Annotated in this window: 19 protein-coding genes; 14 read left to right on the top strand and 5 right to left on the bottom strand. The window is 66.6% G+C overall.

What is annotated here, in order from left to right; all coding sequences use genetic code 11:
* Nucleotides 1-408 precede the first annotated feature (408 nt).
* Together C7I84_RS14215 and C7I84_RS14210 are read right to left on the bottom strand one after the other, a co-directional pair.
* A complete protein-coding gene (locus tag C7I84_RS14215; RefSeq protein WP_106772852.1) occupies nt 409-1,503 on the bottom strand; it encodes a BMP family ABC transporter substrate-binding protein in 1,095 nt (364 codons plus the stop codon).
* A 53-nt stretch (nt 1,504-1,556) separates the two neighbouring features.
* Complete coding sequence (locus C7I84_RS14210; protein WP_106772851.1) at nt 1,557-2,333, bottom strand: GntR family transcriptional regulator; 777 nt, start codon at nt 2,331-2,333, stop codon at nt 1,557-1,559.
* 240 nt (nt 2,334-2,573) lie between these two features.
* Between C7I84_RS14210 and C7I84_RS14205 the strand changes: the two genes are divergently transcribed.
* From C7I84_RS14205 to C7I84_RS14150, 11 genes are all read left to right on the top strand, one after another.
* Nucleotides 2,574-3,440, top strand: a complete 867-nt coding sequence (locus C7I84_RS14205; RefSeq protein WP_106772850.1) for an aromatic ring-hydroxylating oxygenase subunit alpha — start codon at nt 2,574-2,576, stop codon at nt 3,438-3,440.
* Between the two features lie 31 nt (nt 3,441-3,471).
* Complete coding sequence (locus tag C7I84_RS14200) at nt 3,472-4,377, top strand: aromatic ring-hydroxylating oxygenase subunit alpha (RefSeq protein ID WP_106772849.1); 906 nt, start codon at nt 3,472-3,474, stop codon at nt 4,375-4,377.
* Nucleotides 4,378-4,590: 213 nt separating this feature from the next.
* The gene (locus C7I84_RS14195; RefSeq protein ID WP_106772848.1) at nt 4,591-6,357 is read left to right on the top strand and encodes a Rieske 2Fe-2S domain-containing protein; all 1,767 of its coding nucleotides are present in this window, start codon (nt 4,591-4,593) and stop codon (nt 6,355-6,357) included.
* A gap of 230 nt (nt 6,358-6,587) precedes the next feature.
* The gene (locus C7I84_RS14185) at nt 6,588-7,235 is read left to right on the top strand and encodes a glutathione S-transferase family protein (protein WP_106772847.1); all 648 of its coding nucleotides are present in this window, start codon (nt 6,588-6,590) and stop codon (nt 7,233-7,235) included.
* Between the two features lie 333 nt (nt 7,236-7,568).
* On the top strand, nt 7,569-8,405 hold the full coding sequence (fghA, locus tag C7I84_RS14180) for an S-formylglutathione hydrolase (RefSeq protein ID WP_106772846.1): 837 nt from the start codon (nt 7,569-7,571) through the stop codon (nt 8,403-8,405).
* Nucleotides 8,406-8,652: 247 nt separating this feature from the next.
* A complete protein-coding gene (locus C7I84_RS14175) occupies nt 8,653-9,168 on the top strand; it encodes an RNA polymerase sigma factor (RefSeq protein WP_106772845.1) in 516 nt (171 codons plus the stop codon).
* A gap of 138 nt (nt 9,169-9,306) precedes the next feature.
* Nucleotides 9,307-10,305, top strand: coding sequence for a FecR family protein (locus tag C7I84_RS14170; RefSeq protein ID WP_106772844.1), 999 nt, complete (start codon nt 9,307-9,309; stop codon nt 10,303-10,305).
* Between the two features lie 113 nt (nt 10,306-10,418).
* On the top strand, nt 10,419-13,043 hold the full coding sequence (locus C7I84_RS14165) for a TonB-dependent receptor (protein ID WP_106772843.1): 2,625 nt from the start codon (nt 10,419-10,421) through the stop codon (nt 13,041-13,043).
* A 378-nt stretch (nt 13,044-13,421) separates the two neighbouring features.
* Nucleotides 13,422-14,021, top strand: coding sequence for a biliverdin-producing heme oxygenase (locus tag C7I84_RS14160; protein ID WP_106772842.1), 600 nt, complete (start codon nt 13,422-13,424; stop codon nt 14,019-14,021).
* Nucleotides 14,022-14,175: 154 nt separating this feature from the next.
* Nucleotides 14,176-15,090: a polyphosphate kinase 2 family protein gene (locus C7I84_RS14155; RefSeq protein ID WP_245428438.1), complete on the top strand. Its 915-nt coding sequence runs from the start codon at nt 14,176-14,178 to the stop codon at nt 15,088-15,090.
* Nucleotides 15,091-15,247: 157 nt separating this feature from the next.
* The gene (locus C7I84_RS14150; RefSeq protein ID WP_106772840.1) at nt 15,248-16,054 is read left to right on the top strand and encodes a glycosyl transferase; all 807 of its coding nucleotides are present in this window, start codon (nt 15,248-15,250) and stop codon (nt 16,052-16,054) included.
* A gap of 63 nt (nt 16,055-16,117) precedes the next feature.
* Here C7I84_RS14150 and C7I84_RS14145 read toward each other — a convergent pair whose 3' ends face one another.
* The gene (locus C7I84_RS14145) at nt 16,118-17,110 is read right to left on the bottom strand and encodes an adenosine kinase (RefSeq protein WP_106772839.1); all 993 of its coding nucleotides are present in this window, start codon (nt 17,108-17,110) and stop codon (nt 16,118-16,120) included.
* Between the two features lie 145 nt (nt 17,111-17,255).
* On the opposite strand from C7I84_RS14145, the gene C7I84_RS14140 reads away from it, so the two are divergent.
* A complete protein-coding gene (locus C7I84_RS14140; protein ID WP_106772838.1) occupies nt 17,256-18,005 on the top strand; it encodes a sulfate transporter family protein in 750 nt (249 codons plus the stop codon).
* 34 nt (nt 18,006-18,039) lie between these two features.
* Here C7I84_RS14140 and C7I84_RS30865 read toward each other — a convergent pair whose 3' ends face one another.
* Both C7I84_RS30865 and C7I84_RS14135 read right to left on the bottom strand, forming a co-directional pair.
* Nucleotides 18,040-18,171 carry a hypothetical protein gene (locus C7I84_RS30865; protein ID WP_280954222.1) on the bottom strand — a complete coding sequence of 44 codons (132 nt, stop codon included), beginning with the start codon at nt 18,169-18,171 and terminating at the stop codon, nt 18,040-18,042.
* Nucleotides 18,172-18,253: 82 nt separating this feature from the next.
* Nucleotides 18,254-19,495, bottom strand: a complete 1,242-nt coding sequence (locus C7I84_RS14135) for a DNA recombination protein RmuC (protein WP_106772889.1) — start codon at nt 19,493-19,495, stop codon at nt 18,254-18,256.
* A 101-nt stretch (nt 19,496-19,596) separates the two neighbouring features.
* Here C7I84_RS14135 and def point away from each other — a divergent pair, with 101 nt between their 5' ends.
* On the top strand, nt 19,597-20,127 hold the full coding sequence (def, locus tag C7I84_RS14130) for a peptide deformylase (protein WP_106772888.1): 531 nt from the start codon (nt 19,597-19,599) through the stop codon (nt 20,125-20,127).
* A 394-nt stretch (nt 20,128-20,521) separates the two neighbouring features.
* A complete protein-coding gene (gene lptC / locus C7I84_RS14125; protein WP_165816073.1) occupies nt 20,522-21,130 on the top strand; it encodes an LPS export ABC transporter periplasmic protein LptC in 609 nt (202 codons plus the stop codon).
* The last annotated feature ends 1 nt before the right edge of the window (nt 21,131 follow it).

Here is a 21,131-nt window from a genome sequence, read left to right as displayed (position 1 = left end):
GGGGCTTGCCCTCCCCCTTGCGGGGAGGGTCGGTGAGCGGTCGGAGCGAGGCGGAGAACCGCGAACCGGGGTGGGGTCGTTGCGGCAGTGCTCTCGACGGTCTCTTCGCGCCCCGCACTGCCTTGACCGACCCCCTCTGGCCGCTGCGCGGCCATCTCCCCCTCGAGGGCAGGGCTATCGCATATGGCAAACGGCGATGGATTTCGTCGCTTCTTACCCCCACCCCTGACACCTCCCCACAAGGGGGAGGGGGACTTTGCGGCCGCGATGCCATACGAAACCGTTGACGATTGGCACATAGCGGAGAGGTCAGCCGGTTCCCCTCCCCCTTGTGGGGAGGGGCTAGGGGTGGGGGTAAACTCATATATGCGATAGCCCTGCCCTCAAGGGAGAAGATGGCGCCCGCGCCTACCCCAGCTTGCCGATCATGCCCTGGACGAACCAGTTCATGCCGCGGATGTCGGGGTCCGGCAGCACCGAGCCGGCGGCGACCTTGACGGTGCCGTCCTGATCCTTCAGCTCGCCCGCATAGGGATGGATCTTGCCGGCGCCGACATCCGCCTCGAGCTGCTTCAGCTTGGCCACCACGTCGGCGGGGATCGCCTCGTTGTAGGGTGCCATCTTGACCACGCCGGCGGCCAGCCCGTCCCAATGCACCTCCGGCTTCCACTCGCCGGCGGCCACCGCCCTGGCGGCGCGCAGATAGTCGCTCGCCCAGTCGAGGGTGAAGGCGGTGAGCTGCTTGCCCGAGCCGAACTTGGCCATGTCGCTGGCGTAGCCGATGGACCAGGCGCCGCCCTCGCCGGCCACCTGCACGCCGGTGGCGGTGTCGGTCATCGAGCAGATGACGTCGCAGCCTTGCGACAGCAGCGTGTTGGCGGCCTCCTTCTCCTTGCCCGGATCGAACCAGGAATTGAGGAAGAGGGCGTTGCAGGTGATCTCCGGCTTGACGCTCTGGGCGCCGAGCAGCAGCGCGTTGGCGGGGCCGACGATGTCCGGGATCGGGAAACCGCCGATGAAGCCGATCTTGCCGGATTTGCTCATGTGGCCGGCGGCCGCGCCGGCGACGAAGGTCCCTTCGTAATACTTGGCCTCGAAGGTGCCGAGATTGGCGAGGTGGACGATGCCCGAGCAATGCTCGAAGGCAACCTTCGGGAAGCGCGGCGCCACCTTCTGCATCGGCGTGCCGTGCGAGAAGCTGGTGCCGAAGATGAGCTGGTTGCCGGAGGCGGCGAGCTCGCGGAACACGCGTTCGGCGTCCTGCGGCATGAAGATGTTGTCGAGCACGGTGATGGCGACCTTGTCGCCGAACTCCGCCTTGATGGCGTCGACGCCAAGGCTGTGCTGCTTGGTCCAGCCGATCTCGGCGATCGGCGAGACATAGACGACGCCGATCTTGAGCGGCTCCTGGGCGCTGGCGCCACCGGCGAGCCCGCCGGTGGCGAGTGCGGCGCCGGCCGCTCCGGAATAATGCAAAAACTGTCTTCTGGTTACGTTGGACATGGTGATAACCCTCTGTTGGTCATGCTGTCGGTGCCCGGCTTCGGCCGCCGGGCCTATCTGGACGCGTGGACGTGGCGATGCATCCCCGGTTCGTCCTTTTCTCCCGTCTTTATTTGCGTTTGCGATAGGGATTTCGGTGCTTCGCCGGTCTTGCCGTCGAGATAGGGTTCCAGCGCGTCGCGCGGCGTGAGCTCCGGAAAGACCTGCCGGTCCATGATGTAGCCGCGCACCACGCTGCGGTGATGCGCGTCGATCAGATCCATCGCCGGCTTCAGCCGTCCCTTCTCGAGCAGGTCGACGATGCGCGAATGGTCGTCGAGCAGGTTGCAGTAGTCGAAATCGGCGGTGATGAGCGAGCGCAGCAACGTGGTGCGGCGCACCAACTGGGCGTGGATCTCCTGCATCACCTTGTTGCGGCTGAGACGCACGAAGACGGTGTGGAATTCCTGGCCGAGCACGTCGGCCAGCGCGTCGTTGCCGGCGGCCACGGCCTGGCGCTGGCGCTCGACATGCTGGCGCAGCTCCGCCCAGCCGGCCGGGCCCAGCCGTTCGCTGAGCTGCGCGGCGACGCCCTGCTCGACCAGCGTCAGCGCGTCGTAGATCTCCATCGCCTCCTGCATGCTGGGGCGGGCGACGAAGGCGCCGCGATTGCGCTCGATCTGCGCCAGCCCGTCGTCGGCGAGGCGGATCAGCGCCTGGCGCACGACGATGCGGCTGACGTGGAATATTTCGGACAATTCCCGTTCGCCCAGCTTGCAACCGGGCACCAGCCGGTGATCAATGATCGCCCGGGTCAGTATGTCGGCAATCGCCTGCGAGCGGCTGCTCATGAACGGTTCCCCTCGCCGGGCCGTCATCCGCCCGGCGGCATTGCCTCGGCCCCGCTGCGGCGTGAATGCCTTTGCTATCCGGAGCCTCGATCCAGCTTATGGGTATTCAATCAATCCAAGCTGTCAATCAAAAATCTTACTTTGACAGACAGAATCTCATTGATTGATATCCAATCCTGTGGTTCCAATGAGACCATAACAGAGCTAGGTTCATGGGGAAGTGCTAGCCAGGAGGGTGCGATGAGCAACACCGCCCTTTGCAGCGACGACGTTCTTCTAAACGACTGGCATGTGGTGGCGGACCTGGCCAATCTGTCGGCCGAGGTGCCGTTCCGCACTCGCCTGCTGGGGATCGACCTCACCATCCAAGCGGGCCGTCGCCATGGCCGCGATGTCGTGCGCGACGACAGCGGGGAAGCCGTCGCGTCGGAAATCCGCTACGGCTTCCTGTGGGCCTGCCTGGGGACGCCGGACCGCGCGATCGTCGGCGTGCCGGAAGCGGGGGAGACGGACCGCCACCTCGTCACCGGCGGCTCGATCGCCGTAAAGGTGTCGGGCCTGCGGGCGGTCGAGAATTTTCTGGACATGGGCCACTTCCCGTTCGTGCATACGGGCTGGCTGGGCGACGAGCCGCACACCGAGGTGGCGCCCTACAAGGTCGAGGTCACGGAAGCGGACGAATTGCTGGCGACCGAATGCCGGTTCTACCAGCCGGTGGCCTCGCCGACCGCCAGCGAGGGCTTTGTCGTCGATTACGTCTACAAGGTGATCCGCCCGTACACGGTGGCGCTCTACAAGAGCAATCCGGTGCAGAAGGACCGCCTCGACGTCATCACGCTGTTTGTTCAGCCGGTCGACGAGGAGAACTGCGTCGCCCATCCCTTCCTCTGCTACCTGAAGGACGGCATCGACGCGGCGATCGTGCGCAGCTTCATGCAACTCATCTTCGCCCAGGACAAGCCGATCCTGGAGAACCAGATGCCGAAGCGCCTGCCGCTCGACCCGCGCGCCGAGACGCCGATCCGCGCCGACGCGGTCTCGGTCTTCTACCGGCGCTGGCTGCGCGACCATGCGGTGTCCTATGGTGCCATACCGGCGCGAACCTGACGGATAAGGACAGCTTCATGGAACGAGGACGATGACCCAGCCAAAATGCCAGGATCCGGTGATCCTCAACCTGTGGCACCCGCTCGCCGCGGTGTCGGAGACGCCGGCGGGCGTCGTGGCCGAGACCGTGCTGCTGGAGGAGCGCATCGGCTATGCCGTGGACGGCGCAGGCATCGGGGCCGCCTGGCGGTCGCGCCGGGATCTGCCGGCGGGCAGCAGCATCGATGTCGCCGCCGTCGCTGACACGCTGCCCGCAAAGATCGCCTACGGCTATATCTGGACCTCGCTGGGAAACCCGCCGGACGACCTGTTCCCGATCCCCGAATATGCCGAAGCCGACCGGCGCCGGCTCAACGCGGCGACCATGGGCGTCAACGTCTCGGCGCCGCGCGCCATCGAGAACTTCCTGGACATGGGCCACTTCCCCTATGTCCATACCGACATCCTCGGCGCCGAGCCGCATACCGAGGTGAAGGAATACGACGTCGAGATCTCGGTCGACCGCGACGAGATCCTCGCCACCCGCTGCCGCTTCTTCCAGCCCATGGCCTCGACCGTTTCCACCGGCGGGGCGGATGTCGACTACGTCTACCGCGTGCCGCACCCCTATTGCTCGGTGCTCTACAAATCGAGCCCGGTCGACGAGGCGCGCCTCGACGTCATCGCCATCTTCCTGCAGCCGGTCGACCAGGAGCATGTGCGCGCGCACATGATGCTGTGCGTGCTCGACGACGAGAACGAGGACAAAGTGATCAAGCGCTTCCAGCAGACCATCTTTGGCCAGGACAAGCCGATCCTGGAGAACCAGTTCCCGAAGCGGCTGCCGCTCGACCCGCGCGCCGAGACGCCGATCCGCGCCGACAAGTCGGCGATCGCCTACCGCCGCTGGCTGAGCCAGAAGGGCGTGACCTACGGCGTCATCCCGGCCGCCAGCTGACAGCAGCGCAGATATGGGAATCTCAGAAGCCTTGTCCTGCTTCGCACCCCCACCCCTCACGGGCGAGGAGGACTTTTCGGCCGCCACGCCACGCGAAACCGTTGGCGATTGTCGCCTGGCGGATACGCTAGCCGCTCCGCCTCCCCCTTGTGAGAAGGGGTACGGGGTGGGGGTAATTTCATATGCGATCGCCCTGCCCGAGAAAGAGTAGCCATGCTCGACACCGCCAAGACCAGATGGCATCCCATCGCCGCGTCCTCCGACCTGCCGTTCCGCCATGTCTTCCATGCCCAGCTGCTCGGCCGGGAATTCGCCGTGTGGCGGGCCGACGACGGCTATGTCAACGCCTGGGAGAACCGCTGCCTGCACCGCGGCGTGCGGCTGTCGATCGGCATCAATGACGGCCGCGAACTGAAGTGCCAGTATCACGGCTGGCGCTATTCCAACCGCACCGCCGGCTGCACCTACATCCCCGCGCATCCCGCCGACGCGCCGGCCCGCACCATCACCAACCGCACCTACCCGGCGGTCGAGCGCTACGGCCTGGTGTGGTCGGCCGAGGAGCCGGTGGACGAGGTGCCCGCCGTCTCCGGCCTCGCCGAGGGCGACCTGCTGGTGCTGCGCGGCATCCCGCTCAACGCCCCCGCCGATCTCGTCGCCGACAGGCTGAAGGATTACCGCTTCCAGCCGAGCGGCCGCCTCGACGGCGCGGAGGCCGATGTGACGGTCGAGGCCGCGGGCGCCTTCTCCGCCGCCCTGTGTTCGCGCGACGGCGATGCCGCGACGCTCGCCGTGTTCTTCGTGCAGCCGGTCGATTCCGGCCGCTCGGTCATCCGCGGCGTGCTCGATTCCAGGCTGGAGGGGGCCGAGCGCCTCGCGGTGCTGCGCCATCACAACGAGCTTCTGTCAAAACTGCGCGATACGCTGGAGCGCGATGCCGCGCAAATGCCGGCGCCGGCGCCGATCGAGCCGGTGATAGAGCGCGTGTCGCCGGAGCTGGCCGAGATGCCGGAAGCGACGCCGCATGGCCGCAAGGCGGCCATCCGGGTGCAGGTAGCGCGGAAATGGGCGGCGGCCGACGGTATCGCCGGCTTCGAGCTCAGGCCGATCAAGGGTCTGCTGCCGACCTTCCAGCCCGGCGCCCATATCGACGTGCACATGCCGAACGGGCTGATCCGCCAGTATTCGATCGTCAACGGGCCGGGCGAGAGCGACAGTTTTGGGATCGGCGTCAAGCTGGAGCGGGATTCGGCCGGCGGCTCCTCCTGCATGCACGAGACGGTGCGCGAAGGCGACGTTCTGGCGATCTCGGAGCCGCGCAACAATTTCCCGCTGCGCCGCGACGCGGTGAAGACCATCTTCGTCGCCGGCGGCATCGGCATCACGCCGCTGATCGCCATGGCGCAGGCGCTGAAGAACCAGGATCTCGCCTTCGACCTGCACTATTTCGCGCAGAATGAAGCGCAGCTCGCCTTTCCCGAGCGCACGGGCACGCTGGGCATGGCGCTGAAGCCGCATCTCGGGCTGTCACCGGAGCAGACCGGGGCGAAGCTGCGTGAGATTCTCAGCGGCTACAGGCCCGACACGCATCTCTATCTCTGCGGCCCTGGGCCGATGCTGGAGGCGGCGCGAACGATCGCCGCCGAGCTCGGCTGGCCGGAGACGGCGGTGCATTTCGAGTATTTCAAGAACACGAAGGTCATCGACGACAGCTCCAGCTTCGAGGTGGCGCTGGCGCGCTCCTGCATGACTCTGACGGTGCCGGCCGGCAGGACCATCCTCGACGTGGTGCGCGAGGCGGGCGTCGACATGCCGTCATCCTGCGAGCAGGGCGCCTGCGGCACCTGCCTGGCGACGGTGATCGAGGGCGAGCCGGACCACCAGGACGTCTATCTGAACGATGCCGAGAAGCGGTCGGGCACCAAGATCATGACCTGCGTGTCGCGCGCCAAGTCTGCGCGGCTGGTGCTGGATCTTTAGGAGGTTCGCATGCGCATTACTGCCTGTGCTGCATTGCCGGATACCCCCACCCCTAACCCCTCCCCACAAGGGGGAGGGGGACATTGCGGCCGCTATGCCGAGCGAAACCGCCACCGACTGGCGTCTAGCAGAGGCGCAGCAAGTTTCCCCTCCCCCTTGAGGGGAGGGGTTAGGGGTGGGGGTATCTCGCCCGCGCAGACCTCCGCAACCGAAGCCGGAGACACCCGCGCATGATCACGCTCTACGACTACGAACTCTCCGGCAATTGCTACAAGCTGCGGCTGCTGATGAGCATGCTCGGCATCGAATGGAAGACCGTGCCGGTCGATTTCTATCCCGGCCGCGAGCACAAGTCGGACTGGTTTTTGAAGCTCAACCCGCTCGGGCAGCTGCCGGTGATCGACGACGACGGTTTTGTGCTGCGCGACGCGCAGGCGATCCTGGTCTACCTCGCCTCCAGATACGACCCCGCCGGCACCTGGTATCCGCGCGAGGATCCAAAGCTGCTCGGCGAGATCGGCCAGTGGCTGGCCTTCGCCGACGGCATCACCGGCACGGCCTCGGCCGCGCGCCTGCATGACGGCCTGTTCTACGACTTCGACGTCGAGGCGGCGCGGGCCGGTGCGCACCGCCTGTTCCGCATCCTCGACGAGCATCTGTGGTTCGGCGAGCAGGAGGGACGCGACTGGATCTGCGCGGCTAACCATCCGACCATCGCCGACATCGCCTGCTTCCCTTACATCATGCTGTCGGAGGAAGGCGGCATCCCGCGCCAGGATTATCCCGCCATCCGCCGCTGGTGCGACCGGCTCAAGCGCATCAAGGGTTTCATCGTCATGTCCGGCGTATTTCCGGCGGGGCCGGCCAGGGCCGCCTGAACGGAAGGCCTTTGTCTCCGCATATGGAATTACCCCCACCCCTGACCCCTCCCCACAAGGGGGAGGGGGACCGGCTGGCGTCTCCGCCAGGCACCAATCGTCGACGATTTTGCGTTGCATAGCGGCCGCGAAGTCCCCCTCCCCCTTGTGGGGAGGGGTCAGGGGTGGGGGTGCGGGCCGAGCAGCAGTCGCAGAAATCCTATATGCGATAGCCCTGCCCTTGAGGGGGGTGGGGGTACCGGACCACAACCGCCGGCACAGCCTGCGTTGGTTGCGCTCGTCCGGCATGGCGGCTATGCCGGCCAAAATCGTTCGACGAGAAGGGCAGGTCCGATGAAGGTCGTTTCCGTTTCCAAGGCCCATGACGGCATCCAGGGCGTCTATACGCATGCGTCCGACGCCTGCGCCTGCGACATGACCTTCGCCGTGTTCGCGCCGCCGCAGGCCAAGGACGGCCGCGTGCCGGTGCTGTGGTATCTCTCCGGCCTCACCTGCACCCATGCCAACGTCATGGACAAGGGCGAGTACCGGCGCATGGCGGCCGAGCTCGGCCTGATGATCGTCTGCCCGGACACCAGCCCGCGCGGCGAAGGCGTGCCGGACGAGAAGGACAACTGGCAGTTCGGTTGCGGCGCCGGCTTCTATCTCGACGCCACGCAGCAGCCTTTCGCAAAGAACTACCGCATGTACAGTTACCTGACCGAGGAGCTGCCGAGGCTGGTCGCCGAGAATTTCCCGGCGGACATGGCGCGCCAGTCGATCTTCGGCCATTCGATGGGCGGGCATGGCGCGCTGACCATCGCGCTCAGGGATCCCGAGCGGTTCAAAAGCTGCTCGGCGTTCGCGCCGATCGCGCAGCCGATGACGGCCGGCTGGTCGCGTCCGGCGCTGGAAAAATATCTCGGCCCGGACGAGGCGGCGTGGCGCGCCTATGACGCGACGGCGCTGATCGAGGACGGCCGGCGGTTTCCGGAATTCCTGGTCGACCAGGGCACGGCCGATGGTTTCCTGCAGGACGGGCTGAGGCCGTGGCTGCTGGAGGATGCGTGCGGGAAGGCCGGCATCGCGCTGACGCTGCGCATGCAGGACGGCTACGACCATTCCTACAACTTCATCTCCACCTTCATGGACGACCACCTCAGGTGGCACGCGGCACGGCTGGCCGGTTGATACGCAGCGGGCCGGTAGCCAATCGCCAGGAGGCGCGGGGTGGCTCCACGCCTCGCATGTAAGAAACGCAATTCATTAATTACGGCAAGCGCGGGCGTCCTGTACGCCGGCAGTCGACGGCGTCGGGTCGGCAGATCCGGATTCTTGGCTGTTGCGCGGTATTTCCGATCGGGTTATGCACAGCCTCAGGTTGCCCCCGCTCGACGTCCGCAGGCGCGCGAGTCAAATCGCCAGACAGCGCCGGACGATGCCCGCAACCTTGACCTCGATCTTCCTACTGCACCGCCGGTCGCTGATCTGGAGCGTGCTGCGCATCGTGCGCGACCCGCATATCGCCGAGGACGTGGCGCAGGAGGCTTATCTGCGGACGCGCAAGGCGATCGAGCGCCAGCCGATCGAGCACGTCGAGGCGTTCCTGCACCAGACCGCGCGCAATTTGGCGCTCGACCACCAGCGCCGCAAAAGGACGCGCGGCGAGGTCGAGGCGGACGGTTTTGGCGAGCGCGAGATTGCCGACATACCCGCCGATCTGCCGTCGCAGGAAGACACCGTCATCGAGCGCCAGCGGCTCCAACTGTTCCAGGAGGCGCTCGCCGGCCTGCCCGAGCGGGCCCGCACCGTGATCGTGCTGAGCCGCATCGAGGAGTGGCCGAACCGCAAGATCGCCGCGTTTCTCGGCGTGTCGGAACGGACAGTGTTCAACGACCTGAAGCTGGCGATGGCGCATTGCCGCGCCGCGCTCGCCCGGCCCGACCGGTCCTGAGCGATGGTCGAGCGAGCAAGCGGCGCCGGCACGCCGCCGAACCACGGCCGCCCGTGACATCGTTCGCCATCAACCCATTTTGCCGGATTTCAGTGCGTGGAACGTCTCAGCTATAAGACCCCGGACGAGTGGCAGCGGATGGCTGGCGTGGCAGACGACGAACGAGCGGACCAGCAGCAGCCGGCACACGACGATCGCGTCGTCGACGAGGCGCTGGACTGGTTCGCGCGCCTGCGCAACGCCACGCCGGACCGGGAGACGCGGGCCGATTTCGACGCCTGGCTCGCCCGCAGCCCGCGACATGCCGAGGAATTCCGCGCACTCGAAGCGATCTGGGGCTCGGCGGCGTTCGGCAAGGCGGTCGCCGGCCTTGGGACACCCACGCGGCCGACGCGGACAGTGGCGGCGCCCCGCCGCCGACCGCGCTGGGCCGGCGGGCTGGCGGCCGCCGCCGTCCTGCTTGTCGCGCTGGGTCTGTGGCAATATCCGGCGATCATGCTGCGCTGGCAGGCGGATTACCTGACCGCGGTCGGCCAGCGGTCCACAATCACGCTGCCTGACGGCTCGACCATGATGCTGGACACGACCTCGGCGGCAGCGATCGATTTCGAGGACGGACGCCGCAACGTGCGGCTTCTGGGTGGCCAGGCCTTCTTCGACGTGCAAAGCGATCCCGCCCGGCCGTTCCGCGTCACCGGGCGCTTCGGCGCTGTCGAAGTCACGGGCACCGCCTTCTCGGTCCGCTCCGATGCCGGGCAGGATCGCGCCGTGCTCGAACGCGGCCGGGTCGAGGTCAGCCGCCTGTCCGGCGGCACCGAGCGCGTCGCGCTCGAACCGGGACAGATGGCGGTGGCGACGGCCGCGGCACTGTCGACGGCCATGCCGGTGGATGCCACCGAGGCGCTGGCCTGGCGCGAGGGTCGCGTCATCTTCGACGACCAGCCGCTTGCCAGCGTGCTGGACGAGCTGCGCCGCTACCATGGCGGGCCGGTCATCGTCGCCAATGCGGAACTGGGCCGCGTGCATGTCACCGGCAACTACCGCCTCGACGATATCGAAGGCGCCATCCGCACGCTGGCCGACGCCGCCGGGGCGTCGATGACCCGCCTTCCCGGCGGCATCATAATCCTTCGTTAAAAACTCAACTATTTTTTCCGACTCCGCCCTGCCGGAACGTCCTGTGTGGGAGGGGCGCGTTGCGGCACCGTGCCGGCGGCCCCTTGGTACGGGACAAGCGGGGCTTATCGGACATGGCAAGACGGGTCGGGGTGGCGTGCGTTCGGGTAGGCGCGGGCAGGACGGGCAATCGACATCGGCGCGTCCTGTCGGCGCTGCTGGCATCGAGCGTGCTGTGCTGGACGGCCGTCGCGGCTATCCCTGCCGCCCGCGCCCAGCAGGCTGCGCCTACTACCAGCCGGACCGTCGACTTTTCGATCCCGGCGCAGCCCCTGCCATCGGCCATCAATGCCTTCATCCGAGCCACGGGCTGGCAGATCAGCTATTCGTCGGCGCTGGCGCGCGGCAAGACCTCGAATCCCGTGTCGGGCGCGATGAGCCCGGCGGAGGCGCTGCGCCGGCTGGTCGCCGGCACGGGCGTGCAGGTGCGGATCGGCGCACCGGGATCGGCCGCGCTGGTGGAGGCTGGCGGGCCGGCGCTTCCCACTCCCGCAAGCGACGGATCGCTGGTGCTGGACCCCATCACCATCGCCGGGGGCAGCGGCAACGCGGCGGATGTTCCTTTCGAGACGCCCGGTTCCTCCAGCCATATCAGCGCCGAGCAGCTGGAGCGCGTGCCGCCCACCTCGCTCGGCGACGTCTTCCGCTCGGCGCCGGGCGTGATCGCCTCCGGAAACCGGGTCGGCGCGTCGGTCGACCTGAACATACGCGGCCTGCAGGGGCAGAACCGCGTCAACGTCATGGTGGACGGCACCCGCCAGACCGCCCACACCTATCGCGGCTATCGCGGCAGCCGCAACGAGGTCTATGTCGATCCCGACTTCCTGGGCGGCATCGACATCTCGAAAGGGCCTTCCGCTGGGGCGGGCGGCGTCGGCGCCATGGGCGGCGTCGTCAACATGCGGGTGATCGACGCGCACGACATCGTCAAGGACGGGCAGACCTACGGCTTCCGGGTGAAGGGCGGCCTCGGCTCCAACACCGAAAGCCCACAGTCCGCGGGCACAACCGCCATCCGCGACGGCGGGGGACCCGAGTTCTTCAACGGCGACAGCTGGTACGGCAGCGCCGTCGCGGCGACGATCACCGACGACTACGAGTTCGTGGCGGGCGTGTCGCGGCGCAAGGCGGGCAACTATTTCACCGGCAAGAACGGCAAGTCGACCTTCCTGGACGACCGGGTGGGCTACGCGACGCCGGTCGAGAAGCCGCTGTCGCCCTTCGCTCCCGGCGAGGAGGTCTTCAACACCTCGCAGGACATGACCTCGGCGCTGGCCAAGGGCAAGGTCAAGTGGGGCGACGGCCATTCGCTCGGCCTGAGCTACATCTACTACGGCAACACCTATGGCGAGATGGACGAGACGCTGCTGTCGTTCGCGATGCCCGGCGGTTTCTTCATCCCGGCCGAACAGCACGAACTCAGCAAGACGACGACGCATACGCTGAAGGCCAGCTACGCTTACGATCCCGAGGAAAACGACCTCATCGACTTCACCTCGAACCTGTGGATGTCGGACATCCGCAGCAAAAGCACGGTCATGCGCATGGCCGAGCCCGGCCGGGAGATCGAGGCGCATGTCACCACCTATGGCGGAGACCTCGCCAATATTTCGATCGCCGAGACTCCGCTCGGCCTGCTGACCACCCAGAACGGCGGCGAGTTCGTGTTCGAGCAGGCGCGCGAGAACGCCGGCTTCGTAACCTATCCGTGGGCCCCGGACGATCCGGACTATCTTGGCCGCAACCCGACCGGCGACAGGACGCTCGCCAGCCTATTCAACCGGTCGAGCCTCGAATTCACCGACTGGCTGACGGTATCGGCGGGGCTGCGCTACGACCATTACTGGAGCGAAGGCAAAGGCCCGGCCACGGACCGCTATCCGCCCCTGGACGAGGGCCGGCTGCTTCCGTCCGCCAGCGTCACGCTGACGCCCTTCGACGGCATCCAGGTCTACGGCAGCTACACGGAAGGGTGGCGGCCGCCGAGCCTGCGCGAAACCGCGGCGAGCCAGACGCAGTACCTCGTTCCCAATCCCGACCTGAAGCCGGAACTGTCGCGCAACTGGGAGATCGGGGTGAACGTGCTGCGCGACGACGTCCTGCTCGACGGCGACAAGCTGCGGGTGAAGGCGGGCTGGTTCCACAACACCTATGACGACTACATCATCCGGACACGCGGCGATCTGTACTATACCTGGGCCAATATCGACGAGGCGCGCTTCACCGGCTTCGAGGCCTCGGTCCAGTACGACACCGGGACCGTCTTCCTTGAAGGCGCCTTCACCAAATACACCGACGTAACCATGTGCGACGAACCGGTCTTGTACCGGCCGGAACGCTGCGCGCTGAATGTGGGCGGCTCCGACTACGGCCTGATGAACATCCCGCCCGAATATTCGGGCAGCGTCACCGCCGGCATGCGCCTGTTCGACCAGCGGCTGACGCTCGGCGGGCGCGCCTATTTCTTCAGCGAACGCTACGGCGGCTACAAGCAGATCGGCGGCGCCGTCAACGTCGCGTCGGTCTACCATGCCGCCACGATCTTCGATGCCTTCGGCAGCTACAAGTTCAACGACACCGCCACGCTTGACTTCAGCGTCGAGAACATCGGCGACCGCTACTACATCGATCCGCTGTCGACCGGCGTGGTGCCATCGCCGGGGCGCACGATCCGCATGGGCTTCACGACGCAGTTCTAGAGCGGAATCCGGTCAAGATGGACCGGAATTCCACTCTATCTGTTTGTTTTGTCGCATGATCTTTGTCCAAAAAGTCTGCAACTTTTCGGGATCATGCTCTAGAGCCGGAACGGCCGAATCGTACGGGATGATGCGATCCGTTGAGCCTGGTGCAGCAGCCCGGCCCGGGCCGCGGTTTCTACGCCTCGCTGACGCAAGCTTTCGCCGGCCGGTTCGCTTCCCGCTTGCCTTTCCACGAAAACTTGTGTGGAAAGGTCATCTATTTTGCCGGATCGGCATGGCCGAAACGTCATAGACAGGAGTGCGCCCTCCCGCAGGGCGTTTCCGTTTCGCAATACCGAACCGCGGGGCAGCGCGCTCCGGCGCTGGAGTCCAGACATGACGACGATCGACATCGAAAAGCCCCTCGAACTGTCCCGTGCCAAGCGGCTGAAGGCGGCGACGCACGACACGCATGAGCGGCTGGACAAGTCGATCATGGCGGGCGAACCCTTCGCCAGCCGCGAGCGCTACGGCCTGTTCGTGAAGGTGCAGCATCAGTTCCACCGCGACATCGACGCGCTCTACGTCAATCCGGTTTTCGACCGGCTTCTTCCCGACCTCGCCGGACGGCGCCGGCTCGGACTGATCGAGCAGGATCTGGCCGATCTCGCCGTCGCGGCGCCGGCCGCCAGCACGGTACCGGCTTTCGGTGCGGACGCCGACATTCCGGCAGCGCTCGGCTGGCTCTACGTGGCGGAGGGGTCGAACCTAGGCGCCGCCTTCCTGCTCAAGGCGGCCGAGAAGCTGGGGCTTTCGGAGACATTCGGGGCCCGGCATCTGGCCGGCGCTCCGGAGGGGCGGGGGCTGCATTGGCGGACCTTCACGGCGGCACTCGACGCGCTCGAACTCGACGGCGCGGAGGAGGCGGCCGTGATCGGTGGCGCGGAAGCCGCCTTCCGGCGCGTACACGGTCTCGTCGCCGAAATGTTCGGATGATCGGAACCAGGCGCCGGTGGCCCGGCGCGCGCTGCCGTCGCCAGACCGGGCGCCGCCAAGCGGTCGGAGACCGGCAACGACGATTGTGCAAGCGGGATTGGCGCGGCAGCAATCCTCCGGCACACTGCGGAAGCCTATGATTTGGGGGGACCGCATGCTGCCAGACGAAATCATCAAGACCTTCCGCATCAAGAAGGGCAAGAAATTCCAGCTCGCCGACATCGAGCCCGGCGATACCTGCGGGCTGGACATGGAGAAGGACGAGGCCAAGGACCTTCTCGCCACCGGAGTGAAGCGGCTGCGCGACCTGCAGGAGCGGCTCTATGCCGAAGGGCGCTGGTCGGTGCTGATCGTGTTGCAGGCGATGGATGCCGCCGGCAAGGACGGCGCCATCGAGCACGTCATGTCGGGGATCAACCCGCAGGGCTGCGACGTGACCTCCTTCAAGGTGCCGGGACCGGTGGAGCTGCGCCACGATTTCCTCTGGCGCACGGTGGCCAAGCTGCCCGAGCGCGGTCGGATCGGCATCTTCAACCGCTCCTACTACGAGGAAGTCCTCGTCGTGCGTGTGCATCCCGACATCCTGGCCGGTCAGAACCTGCCGCCGGAACTGATCACAGACGATATCTGGAAGGAGCGGTTCGAGGACATCAACACCTTCGAGAAGCATCTGGAGCGCAGCGGCACGATCGTCATCAAATTCTTCCTGCACGTCTCGAAGGACGAGCAGAAGCGGCGCTTCCTGGAGCGGGCGGACGACCCCGAAAAGCACTGGAAGTTCTCGGCCAAGGACGTGGACGAGCGCGGCTACTGGGACGACTACATGGCGGCCTATGAGGACATGATCCGCCACACGGCCACCAAGAGCGCGCCGTGGCATGTCGTGCCGGCCGACAACAAATGGTTCACCCGGCTGGTCATCGCCGCAACGCTCGTCGAGCGCCTGGAGCGGCTCGATCCGCAGTTTCCCAAGGTCGGCGAGGAAGACCTGCGGGACATGGAAGCGGCGCGCGCGAAACTGCTTTCCGAGGATGCCGCCGCACCGAAGAAGGCGAAGCCGGCGAGATAGTCAGGCGCCACGACCGGCAGGGGTGGTCCGCCCTTCCCCGGCCTTGCGCGGATTCCGCTTGACGCGCAAATCGGGATGGACTTTGTGGCGGCGGCCTTGAAGGGCGACGGAAAACGGCGGACGCCGTGTGCCGGATGAGCGGAGCGCCCGGACGGCGATGAAGAAACAGATCATCTGCATCAACTGGGGGACCAAATACGGTCCGCCCTACATAAACCGCCTGTACGCGATGGTGGCGCGCAACATCACGCCGCCCTTCACCTTCACCTGCTTCACCGACAGCAGCGAGGGCGTTCGCCCCGAGGTCCGCTGCGAGCCGCTGCCGCCGCTCGATGCACCTCTGCCGGCGAAATCGCCGGGGATCTGGAACAAGGCGCGGCTGTGGAGCGCCGAACTGGCCGACCTGACGGGTCCGGTGCTGTTTCTCGATCTCGACCTGCTCGTCACCGGATCGCTCGACGGCTTCTTCGAGCATGGCGAGGAGGACGACGTTATCCTCGCCGTCAATCCCGTGCGCCCGCTCGAGCGGCTGGGCCAGACCTCCATCTACCGGTTTCCCGTCGGCAAGCTGCTGCCGCTCAAGCAGGCCTTCGAAGCCGACCCGGAAGGCATCGCCGGGCGCTTCCGCTACGAGCAGCGCTTCGTTACGCGCACCGCGCCGGGCGGCATCAAGTTCTGGCCGCGCCGCTGGGTGCTGCTGTTCCGGCACGACCTGATTCCCGTATTTCCGATCAACTTCTTCAGGCCGCCGCGCCTGCCGAAGGACGCCCGGGTCGTGCTGTTCGCCGGCCATCTCAATCCGCCGGAGGCGATCGAGGGACGCTGGAAGTCGGGGCGGGCGACCAAGACGCCGCTGCAGCACTTGGCCGCGCTCTTCACCGGCAAGCGCCGCGGGGGCATCCGCCAGCATCTCAGCCACTACTATCTGCCGGCTGACTGGGTCGCCGAGCACTGGCGGGAGTGAGCGGCAGGCTCCGACACATCTGCCGCAACAGCGGCGGCAGCTGCCGCCGCGCTGGCGTTATGATCAGAGCAGGCCGGCGTTGATCGCCTCCTCGCGCAAATTCTGGCGCGGGCGCGGCCCGATCTGCTGGATGACCAGGCCGGCCGCCAGCGAGCCGAGATCGCCGCAGTCCTGCAGGCTGCGGCCCTTGGTGTAGCCGTAGAGGAAGCCCGCCGCGTAGAGGTCGCCGGCGCCGGTCGTGTCGACGATCTCGCCGACGGCGGTCGGCTTGACCGTCACCGTCTCGTCGCCGCGCACGATCATCGAGCCCTTTTCGGAGCGGGTCACCGCCGCGATCCTGCAATCCTTGCGGATCATGTCGAGCGCCGTCTCGAAGGAGCTCGTCTGGTAGAGCGACTTGATCTCGTGGCTGTTGGCGAAGACGATGTCGACCATCCCCGACCGCATCAGGTCGAGGAACTCGTCGCGGTAGCGGTCGACGCAGAAGGAATCGGACAGCGTCATAGAAACCTGCCGGCCGGCTTCGTGCGCGAGACGGGCCGTGAGCCGGATCGCATCCTTGGCGCGCGGCGGATCCCACAGATAGCCTTCGAAATAGGTTACCAGCGCGCCCTGCGCCTTTTCCGGCTCTACGTCCTCGGGACCGAGCTCGACGCAGGCGCCGAGATAGGTGTTCATCGAGCGTTCGCCGTCGGGGGTGACGAAGATCATCGAGCGCGCCGTCGGCGGCGGCCCCTTCAGCGGCTGGGTGTCGAAGGCGACGCCGTGGGCGCGGATGTCGTGGTAGTAGATGTCGCCGAGCGTATCCTCGGCGACCTTGCCGAAGAAGGCGGCGCGCCCGCCGAAGCTGGCTATGCCCGCCGCCGTGTTGCCGGCGCTGCCGCCGGAGGCCTCGATCGCCGGCCCCATGCGCTGGTAGAGCAGGTTGGCGCGATCCGCGTCGATGAGGTTCATCGCCGCCTTGATGATGCCGTTCTCCACCAGGAACGCCTCGTCGGCCTGGGCGATGATGTCGACGATCGCGTTGCCGATGCACAGCACATCGAATTGGCTCATGAACAAACTCCGATGGACAAATCCCCGTCTTCTTGCACGTCCGATACGAAATGGTCCAGAGACCATGTGGCGCCGCACAAAAATCTTGCCGGGCCGCCCGATAGTCCCCATGTGCTTGGCGAACCGCAACCGGAGGGAACCCGGCATGATCCTCGACGCCGCGCGCGCCGCGGCCGGCCATCTGTTCAGCCGGCCTTTCCGCGGCGTCTTCTTCAAGACGCTCGGGCTGACCCTGCTCGCCCTGGTGGCGGCGTGGTTCGGGCTGAAGGAAGCCGTCGAATGGCTCGCCTTGCCCTGGCTCGAGGCGCTGCTGCCCGGGCTGCCTGGATGGGCCGGCTGGCTCGGCCTGTTGGCGGCGATCGCCGCCGGGCTCGGGCTCGCCTTCGTCCTGGCGCTGCTGATCGCGCCGGTGACGGCGATCGTCGCCGGCCTCTTCCTGGATGACGTCGCCGAATTGGTCGAGCGATCCGACTACCCGGCCGACCCGCCTGGCCAGGCGCTGCCGGTGCTGGCCAGCCTCATGCTGTCGCTGAAGTTCTTCGGCATCGTCGTGCTCGGCAACCTGCTCGCGCTGGCGCTGCTGCTCGTGCCCGGCGTCAACATCGGCGCCTTCTTCGTCGTCAACGGCTATCTGATCGGCCGCGAGTTCTTCGAATTCGCGGCGATGCGCTTCCGGCCGGAAGCCGAGGCCAAGGATCTGCGGCGGCGCAATGCCGGCACGGTCTTCCTGGCGGGACTGGTCATCGCCGGCTTCATGGCCGTGCCGCTGCTCAACCTTCTGTCGCCGCTGTTCGCCTGCGCCATGATGGTGCATCTCCACAAGGCGGTGGCCGCCCGGGAGAATGCCGCCGCGACCGGCGGAGCCGCACGACGGCAGACCCGCGCCGCGCCCTGATGTCGCGGCACCGATCCGTCCGGTACGCGCAAGGCTATTTCTTCTTTTCCTTGAGCTTCAAGGCCGGCACTGGCGGCGCCTGTATCGCGCCGGCGGTCCCTGCCTTCTTGGCATCCTTCTTCGGCTTTCGGGTTTCCTTGCCCGGTCGCATCTGACCTTTTGCCATGACCGATCCTCTTGTTGAGACTGCCGGAGTGAATCAGGAGTCCGGCCGTCGCGCAAGATGCCGCGCAACGGCAAGGGCGGCATCAGTCGCGGTCGTCGACAACCCTGAGCCGCAACTGGCCGGTCTTGCTCTCGGCGCCGCGCGCTGGCTGCGCCTCGGCCTGCGGCGCATCTCCGAACTCCAGCGCCTCGATCTTCTGGCCGCGCTTGGCTACCTTCGAGGCCGAGATCAGGATGTCGTCGATGTCCTTGCTGGCCTGGCCGAAATGCACCTGCAGCTTTCGCACGCGCTCGTCCATGCGGGAGAGGTCCTCCATCAACCTGACCACCTCCCCCTGGATCAGATGCGCCTGCTCGCGCATCGAGGCGTCCTTGAGGATCGACTGGATCACCTGGATCGACAGCATCAGCAGCGACGGCGACACGATGACGACGCGGGCCCGATGCGCCCGCTGGATCACCGGCTCGAAATTCTCGTGGATCTCGGCGAAGATCGATTCCGACGGCACGAACATGAAGGCGGTGTCGTGGGTCTCGCCGGCAAGCAGATATTTTTCGGATATCGCCCGGATATGGACGTCGAGGTCGCGGCGGAAGGCCTGCTGCGCCCCGCGCTGCGCCTCTCCGGTCTGGTCGGCTTCGGCGGCCGCGCGGATGGCGTTCCAGGCCTCCAGCGGGAATTTCGCGTCGATGACCAGCGGCGGGGCGCCGTTCGGCATCTTCACCACGCAGTCCGGCCGGCTGCCGTTCGACAGCGTTTCCTGGAAGGTGTAGCCGCCCATCGGCAGCCCGTCGGCGACGATCGCCTCCATGCGCGCCTGGCCGAAGGCGCCGCGCGTCTGCTTGTTCGACAGGATCGCCTGAAGCTGGACGACCTGGCCGGCCAGCGAACGGATGTTGTTCTGGGCCGTATCGATGACGGCGAGCCGCTCCTGCAGCCGCGCCAGGTTCTCGTGGGTGGAGCGCGTCTGCTCGGCCATGGTCTGGCCGATGCGCCCGGTGAGGGAATCGAGGCGCTGGCCGATCGTCTGGTTCAGTTCCGCCTGGCGGGCGCCGAGCGTGTCGGCGACGGCGCTCATGCGCCCCTGCATCTCGGCCTGCGCCTGGAGGATGCCGGCCATGCGCGCCTCGGTCTCGCGCGCATGCTCGGCCGCCTCGCCGGCGGCGAGCGCGCGCGCCGAGGCGGAGCGCCACAATGAGACGACCAGCGCCACCAGCAGCAGGAGGAAGAGCACGGCAAGGCCGGCGAGGACCTGGCCCAGGGTGAAAACGGTCGCGCCGATCCGGGCGATCGGTTCGGCGAGGATGGTTGCGAGATCGCTCATGGCGGCGACCATAACCGATTCGCGCGACCCGCGCAGATCAAAACAGGAACAGGTGCGGCGATCCCGTTGACGCCCCCCGCGCCAGCCATTACCTGATGCGCATGTCGATCAAGCCGCTGATTATCCTCCCCGATCCCATACTGCGCCTGGTTTCCAAGCCGATCGAGCGCATCGACGAGCCCGTGAGGAAGCTCGCCGCCGACATGCTCGACACCATGTACGACGCGCCGGGCATCGGGCTGGCGGCGATCCAGGTGGGCGAGCCCCTGCGCATGCTGGTCATCGACCTCGCCAAGGAGGACGAGCCCAAGGCGCCGCAGGTCTTCATCAATCCGGAGATCGTCGAGCGCTCGGACGAGAGATCGGTCTACGAGGAAGGCTGCCTGTCGATCCCGGACTACTATGCCGAGGTGGAGCGGCCGGCCACCGTGCGGGTCAACTATCTAGATCTGGAGGGCAACGCCCGCGAAGCGGTCGCCGACGGCCTGCTGGCGACGTGCCTCCAGCACGAAATCGACCATCTCGACGGAGTGCTGTTCATCGACCACATCTCACGGCTGAAGCGCGACATCGTCGTGCGCAAGTTCCGCAAGCTGGCGAAGGACAAGCCGCCGACCCGCATGGCCGGCTGAGCGCGCCGGATGGCAGGAAGATGTCGAAGCTTGACCGTTCCGGTGCCGGGAGGGCTGACAATTCGCCCGAACAGCACCATATTGCACAAACGTTATGCTTGGCGCCGGTGATCACAGCGCCCAAATTGTAGCGGAAGGCGGGGTCTGCATCCGGTGTAGGCGATTTCCCCCGCGTCGACGACAGGCCGCGTGAGCGAAGGTGGCATTGCGCGGCCGCCATAAATTCGTGGCTTTCGGCACGTTCTTCGCGATCAGTCCAAATAGCGGTCCGGCATTGCGGCTAGGGCGGATCGCGGAATTCGAGACAGGTAACTGAATGTTGGCACGTTCGACAGATACGCCCGAGGCAGCGCCGCCGCATGTGCCTGGCCGGTCCGGGACCGATCGCCTCGCGATGTTCCGCACGGCGGCCCGCCATTCCCGCAACGTCCGCGCCCTGAAGATCGCGCTGCCGGCGCTGGCCCTGGTCATGGCGGCGCTGTTTCTGTTCCAGTCCTATCGCTCCAGTCCGGGCAGCGTCGAGATCGTCGCCGAGACCTCCGCCGTTTCGGAAGGCAAGCTGGTGATGGCCAATCCCAAGCTGGAAGGCTTCACCGAGGACAACCGGCCCTATTCGGTCAGCGCCCTGCGGGCGGTCCAGGACATCGCCAACGAGGCGATCGTCGAACTGCAGGGCATCGCCGCGACGCTGCCGCTCAACGACGAGATGTCGGCGACGATCGACGCCGCGCGCGGTGTGTTCGATCGCAACATGAACACTCTCGACGTGAACAGCGAGATCAATATAACGACGTCGGACGGTTCGCAGGCAAAGCTCGGATCGGCGCTCATCGATATCGCGGGCGGGCGGATGACGACCGACAAGCCGGTCGAGATCCGCTTCAAGAACGGTTCGATCAACTCCGATGCCCTTTCCGTCGAACAGAACGGCAAGCTTGTGGTATTCGATAAGCGCGTGCGCGTGAACATCGTGCCGCCAAAGGCCGAGACGGCCAGTCAATAGG

Source organism: Kumtagia ephedrae (assembly GCF_003012745.1).
GTDB classification, from domain to species: domain Bacteria; phylum Pseudomonadota; class Alphaproteobacteria; order Rhizobiales; family Rhizobiaceae; genus Kumtagia; species Kumtagia ephedrae.
The sequence above is the reverse complement of the archived record's forward strand: the minus strand, read 5'-3'. Positions and strand labels throughout refer to the sequence as shown.

Coding starts and splice junctions, on each gene's coding strand:
- C7I84_RS14150 (WP_106772840.1), top strand. CDS start 15,248: ATGAAGAAACAGATCATCTGCATCAACTGGGGGACCAAATACGGTCCG.
- C7I84_RS14140 (WP_106772838.1), top strand. CDS start 17,256: ATGATCCTCGACGCCGCGCGCGCCGCGGCCGGCCATCTGTTCAGCCGG.
- C7I84_RS14145 (WP_106772839.1), bottom strand. CDS start 17,110: ATGAGCCAATTCGATGTGCTGTGCATCGGCAACGCGATCGTCGACATC.
- C7I84_RS14160 (WP_106772842.1), top strand. CDS start 13,422: ATGACGACGATCGACATCGAAAAGCCCCTCGAACTGTCCCGTGCCAAG.
- C7I84_RS14200 (WP_106772849.1), top strand. CDS start 3,472: ATGACCCAGCCAAAATGCCAGGATCCGGTGATCCTCAACCTGTGGCAC.
- C7I84_RS14165 (WP_106772843.1), top strand. CDS start 10,419: ATGGCAAGACGGGTCGGGGTGGCGTGCGTTCGGGTAGGCGCGGGCAGG.
- C7I84_RS14210 (WP_106772851.1), bottom strand. CDS start 2,333: ATGAGCAGCCGCTCGCAGGCGATTGCCGACATACTGACCCGGGCGATC.
- C7I84_RS14170 (WP_106772844.1), top strand. CDS start 9,307: ATGGCTGGCGTGGCAGACGACGAACGAGCGGACCAGCAGCAGCCGGCA.
- C7I84_RS14185 (WP_106772847.1), top strand. CDS start 6,588: ATGATCACGCTCTACGACTACGAACTCTCCGGCAATTGCTACAAGCTG.
- def (WP_106772888.1), top strand. CDS start 19,597: ATGTCGATCAAGCCGCTGATTATCCTCCCCGATCCCATACTGCGCCTG.
- fghA (WP_106772846.1), top strand. CDS start 7,569: ATGAAGGTCGTTTCCGTTTCCAAGGCCCATGACGGCATCCAGGGCGTC.
- lptC (WP_165816073.1), top strand. CDS start 20,522: ATGTTCCGCACGGCGGCCCGCCATTCCCGCAACGTCCGCGCCCTGAAG.
- C7I84_RS14135 (WP_106772889.1), bottom strand. CDS start 19,495: ATGAGCGATCTCGCAACCATCCTCGCCGAACCGATCGCCCGGATCGGC.
- C7I84_RS14205 (WP_106772850.1), top strand. CDS start 2,574: ATGAGCAACACCGCCCTTTGCAGCGACGACGTTCTTCTAAACGACTGG.
- C7I84_RS30865 (WP_280954222.1), bottom strand. CDS start 18,171: ATGGCAAAAGGTCAGATGCGACCGGGCAAGGAAACCCGAAAGCCGAAG.
- C7I84_RS14175 (WP_106772845.1), top strand. CDS start 8,653: ATGCCCGCAACCTTGACCTCGATCTTCCTACTGCACCGCCGGTCGCTG.
- C7I84_RS14195 (WP_106772848.1), top strand. CDS start 4,591: ATGCTCGACACCGCCAAGACCAGATGGCATCCCATCGCCGCGTCCTCC.
- C7I84_RS14155 (WP_245428438.1), top strand. CDS start 14,176: ATGCTGCCAGACGAAATCATCAAGACCTTCCGCATCAAGAAGGGCAAG.
- C7I84_RS14215 (WP_106772852.1), bottom strand. CDS start 1,503: ATGTCCAACGTAACCAGAAGACAGTTTTTGCATTATTCCGGAGCGGCC.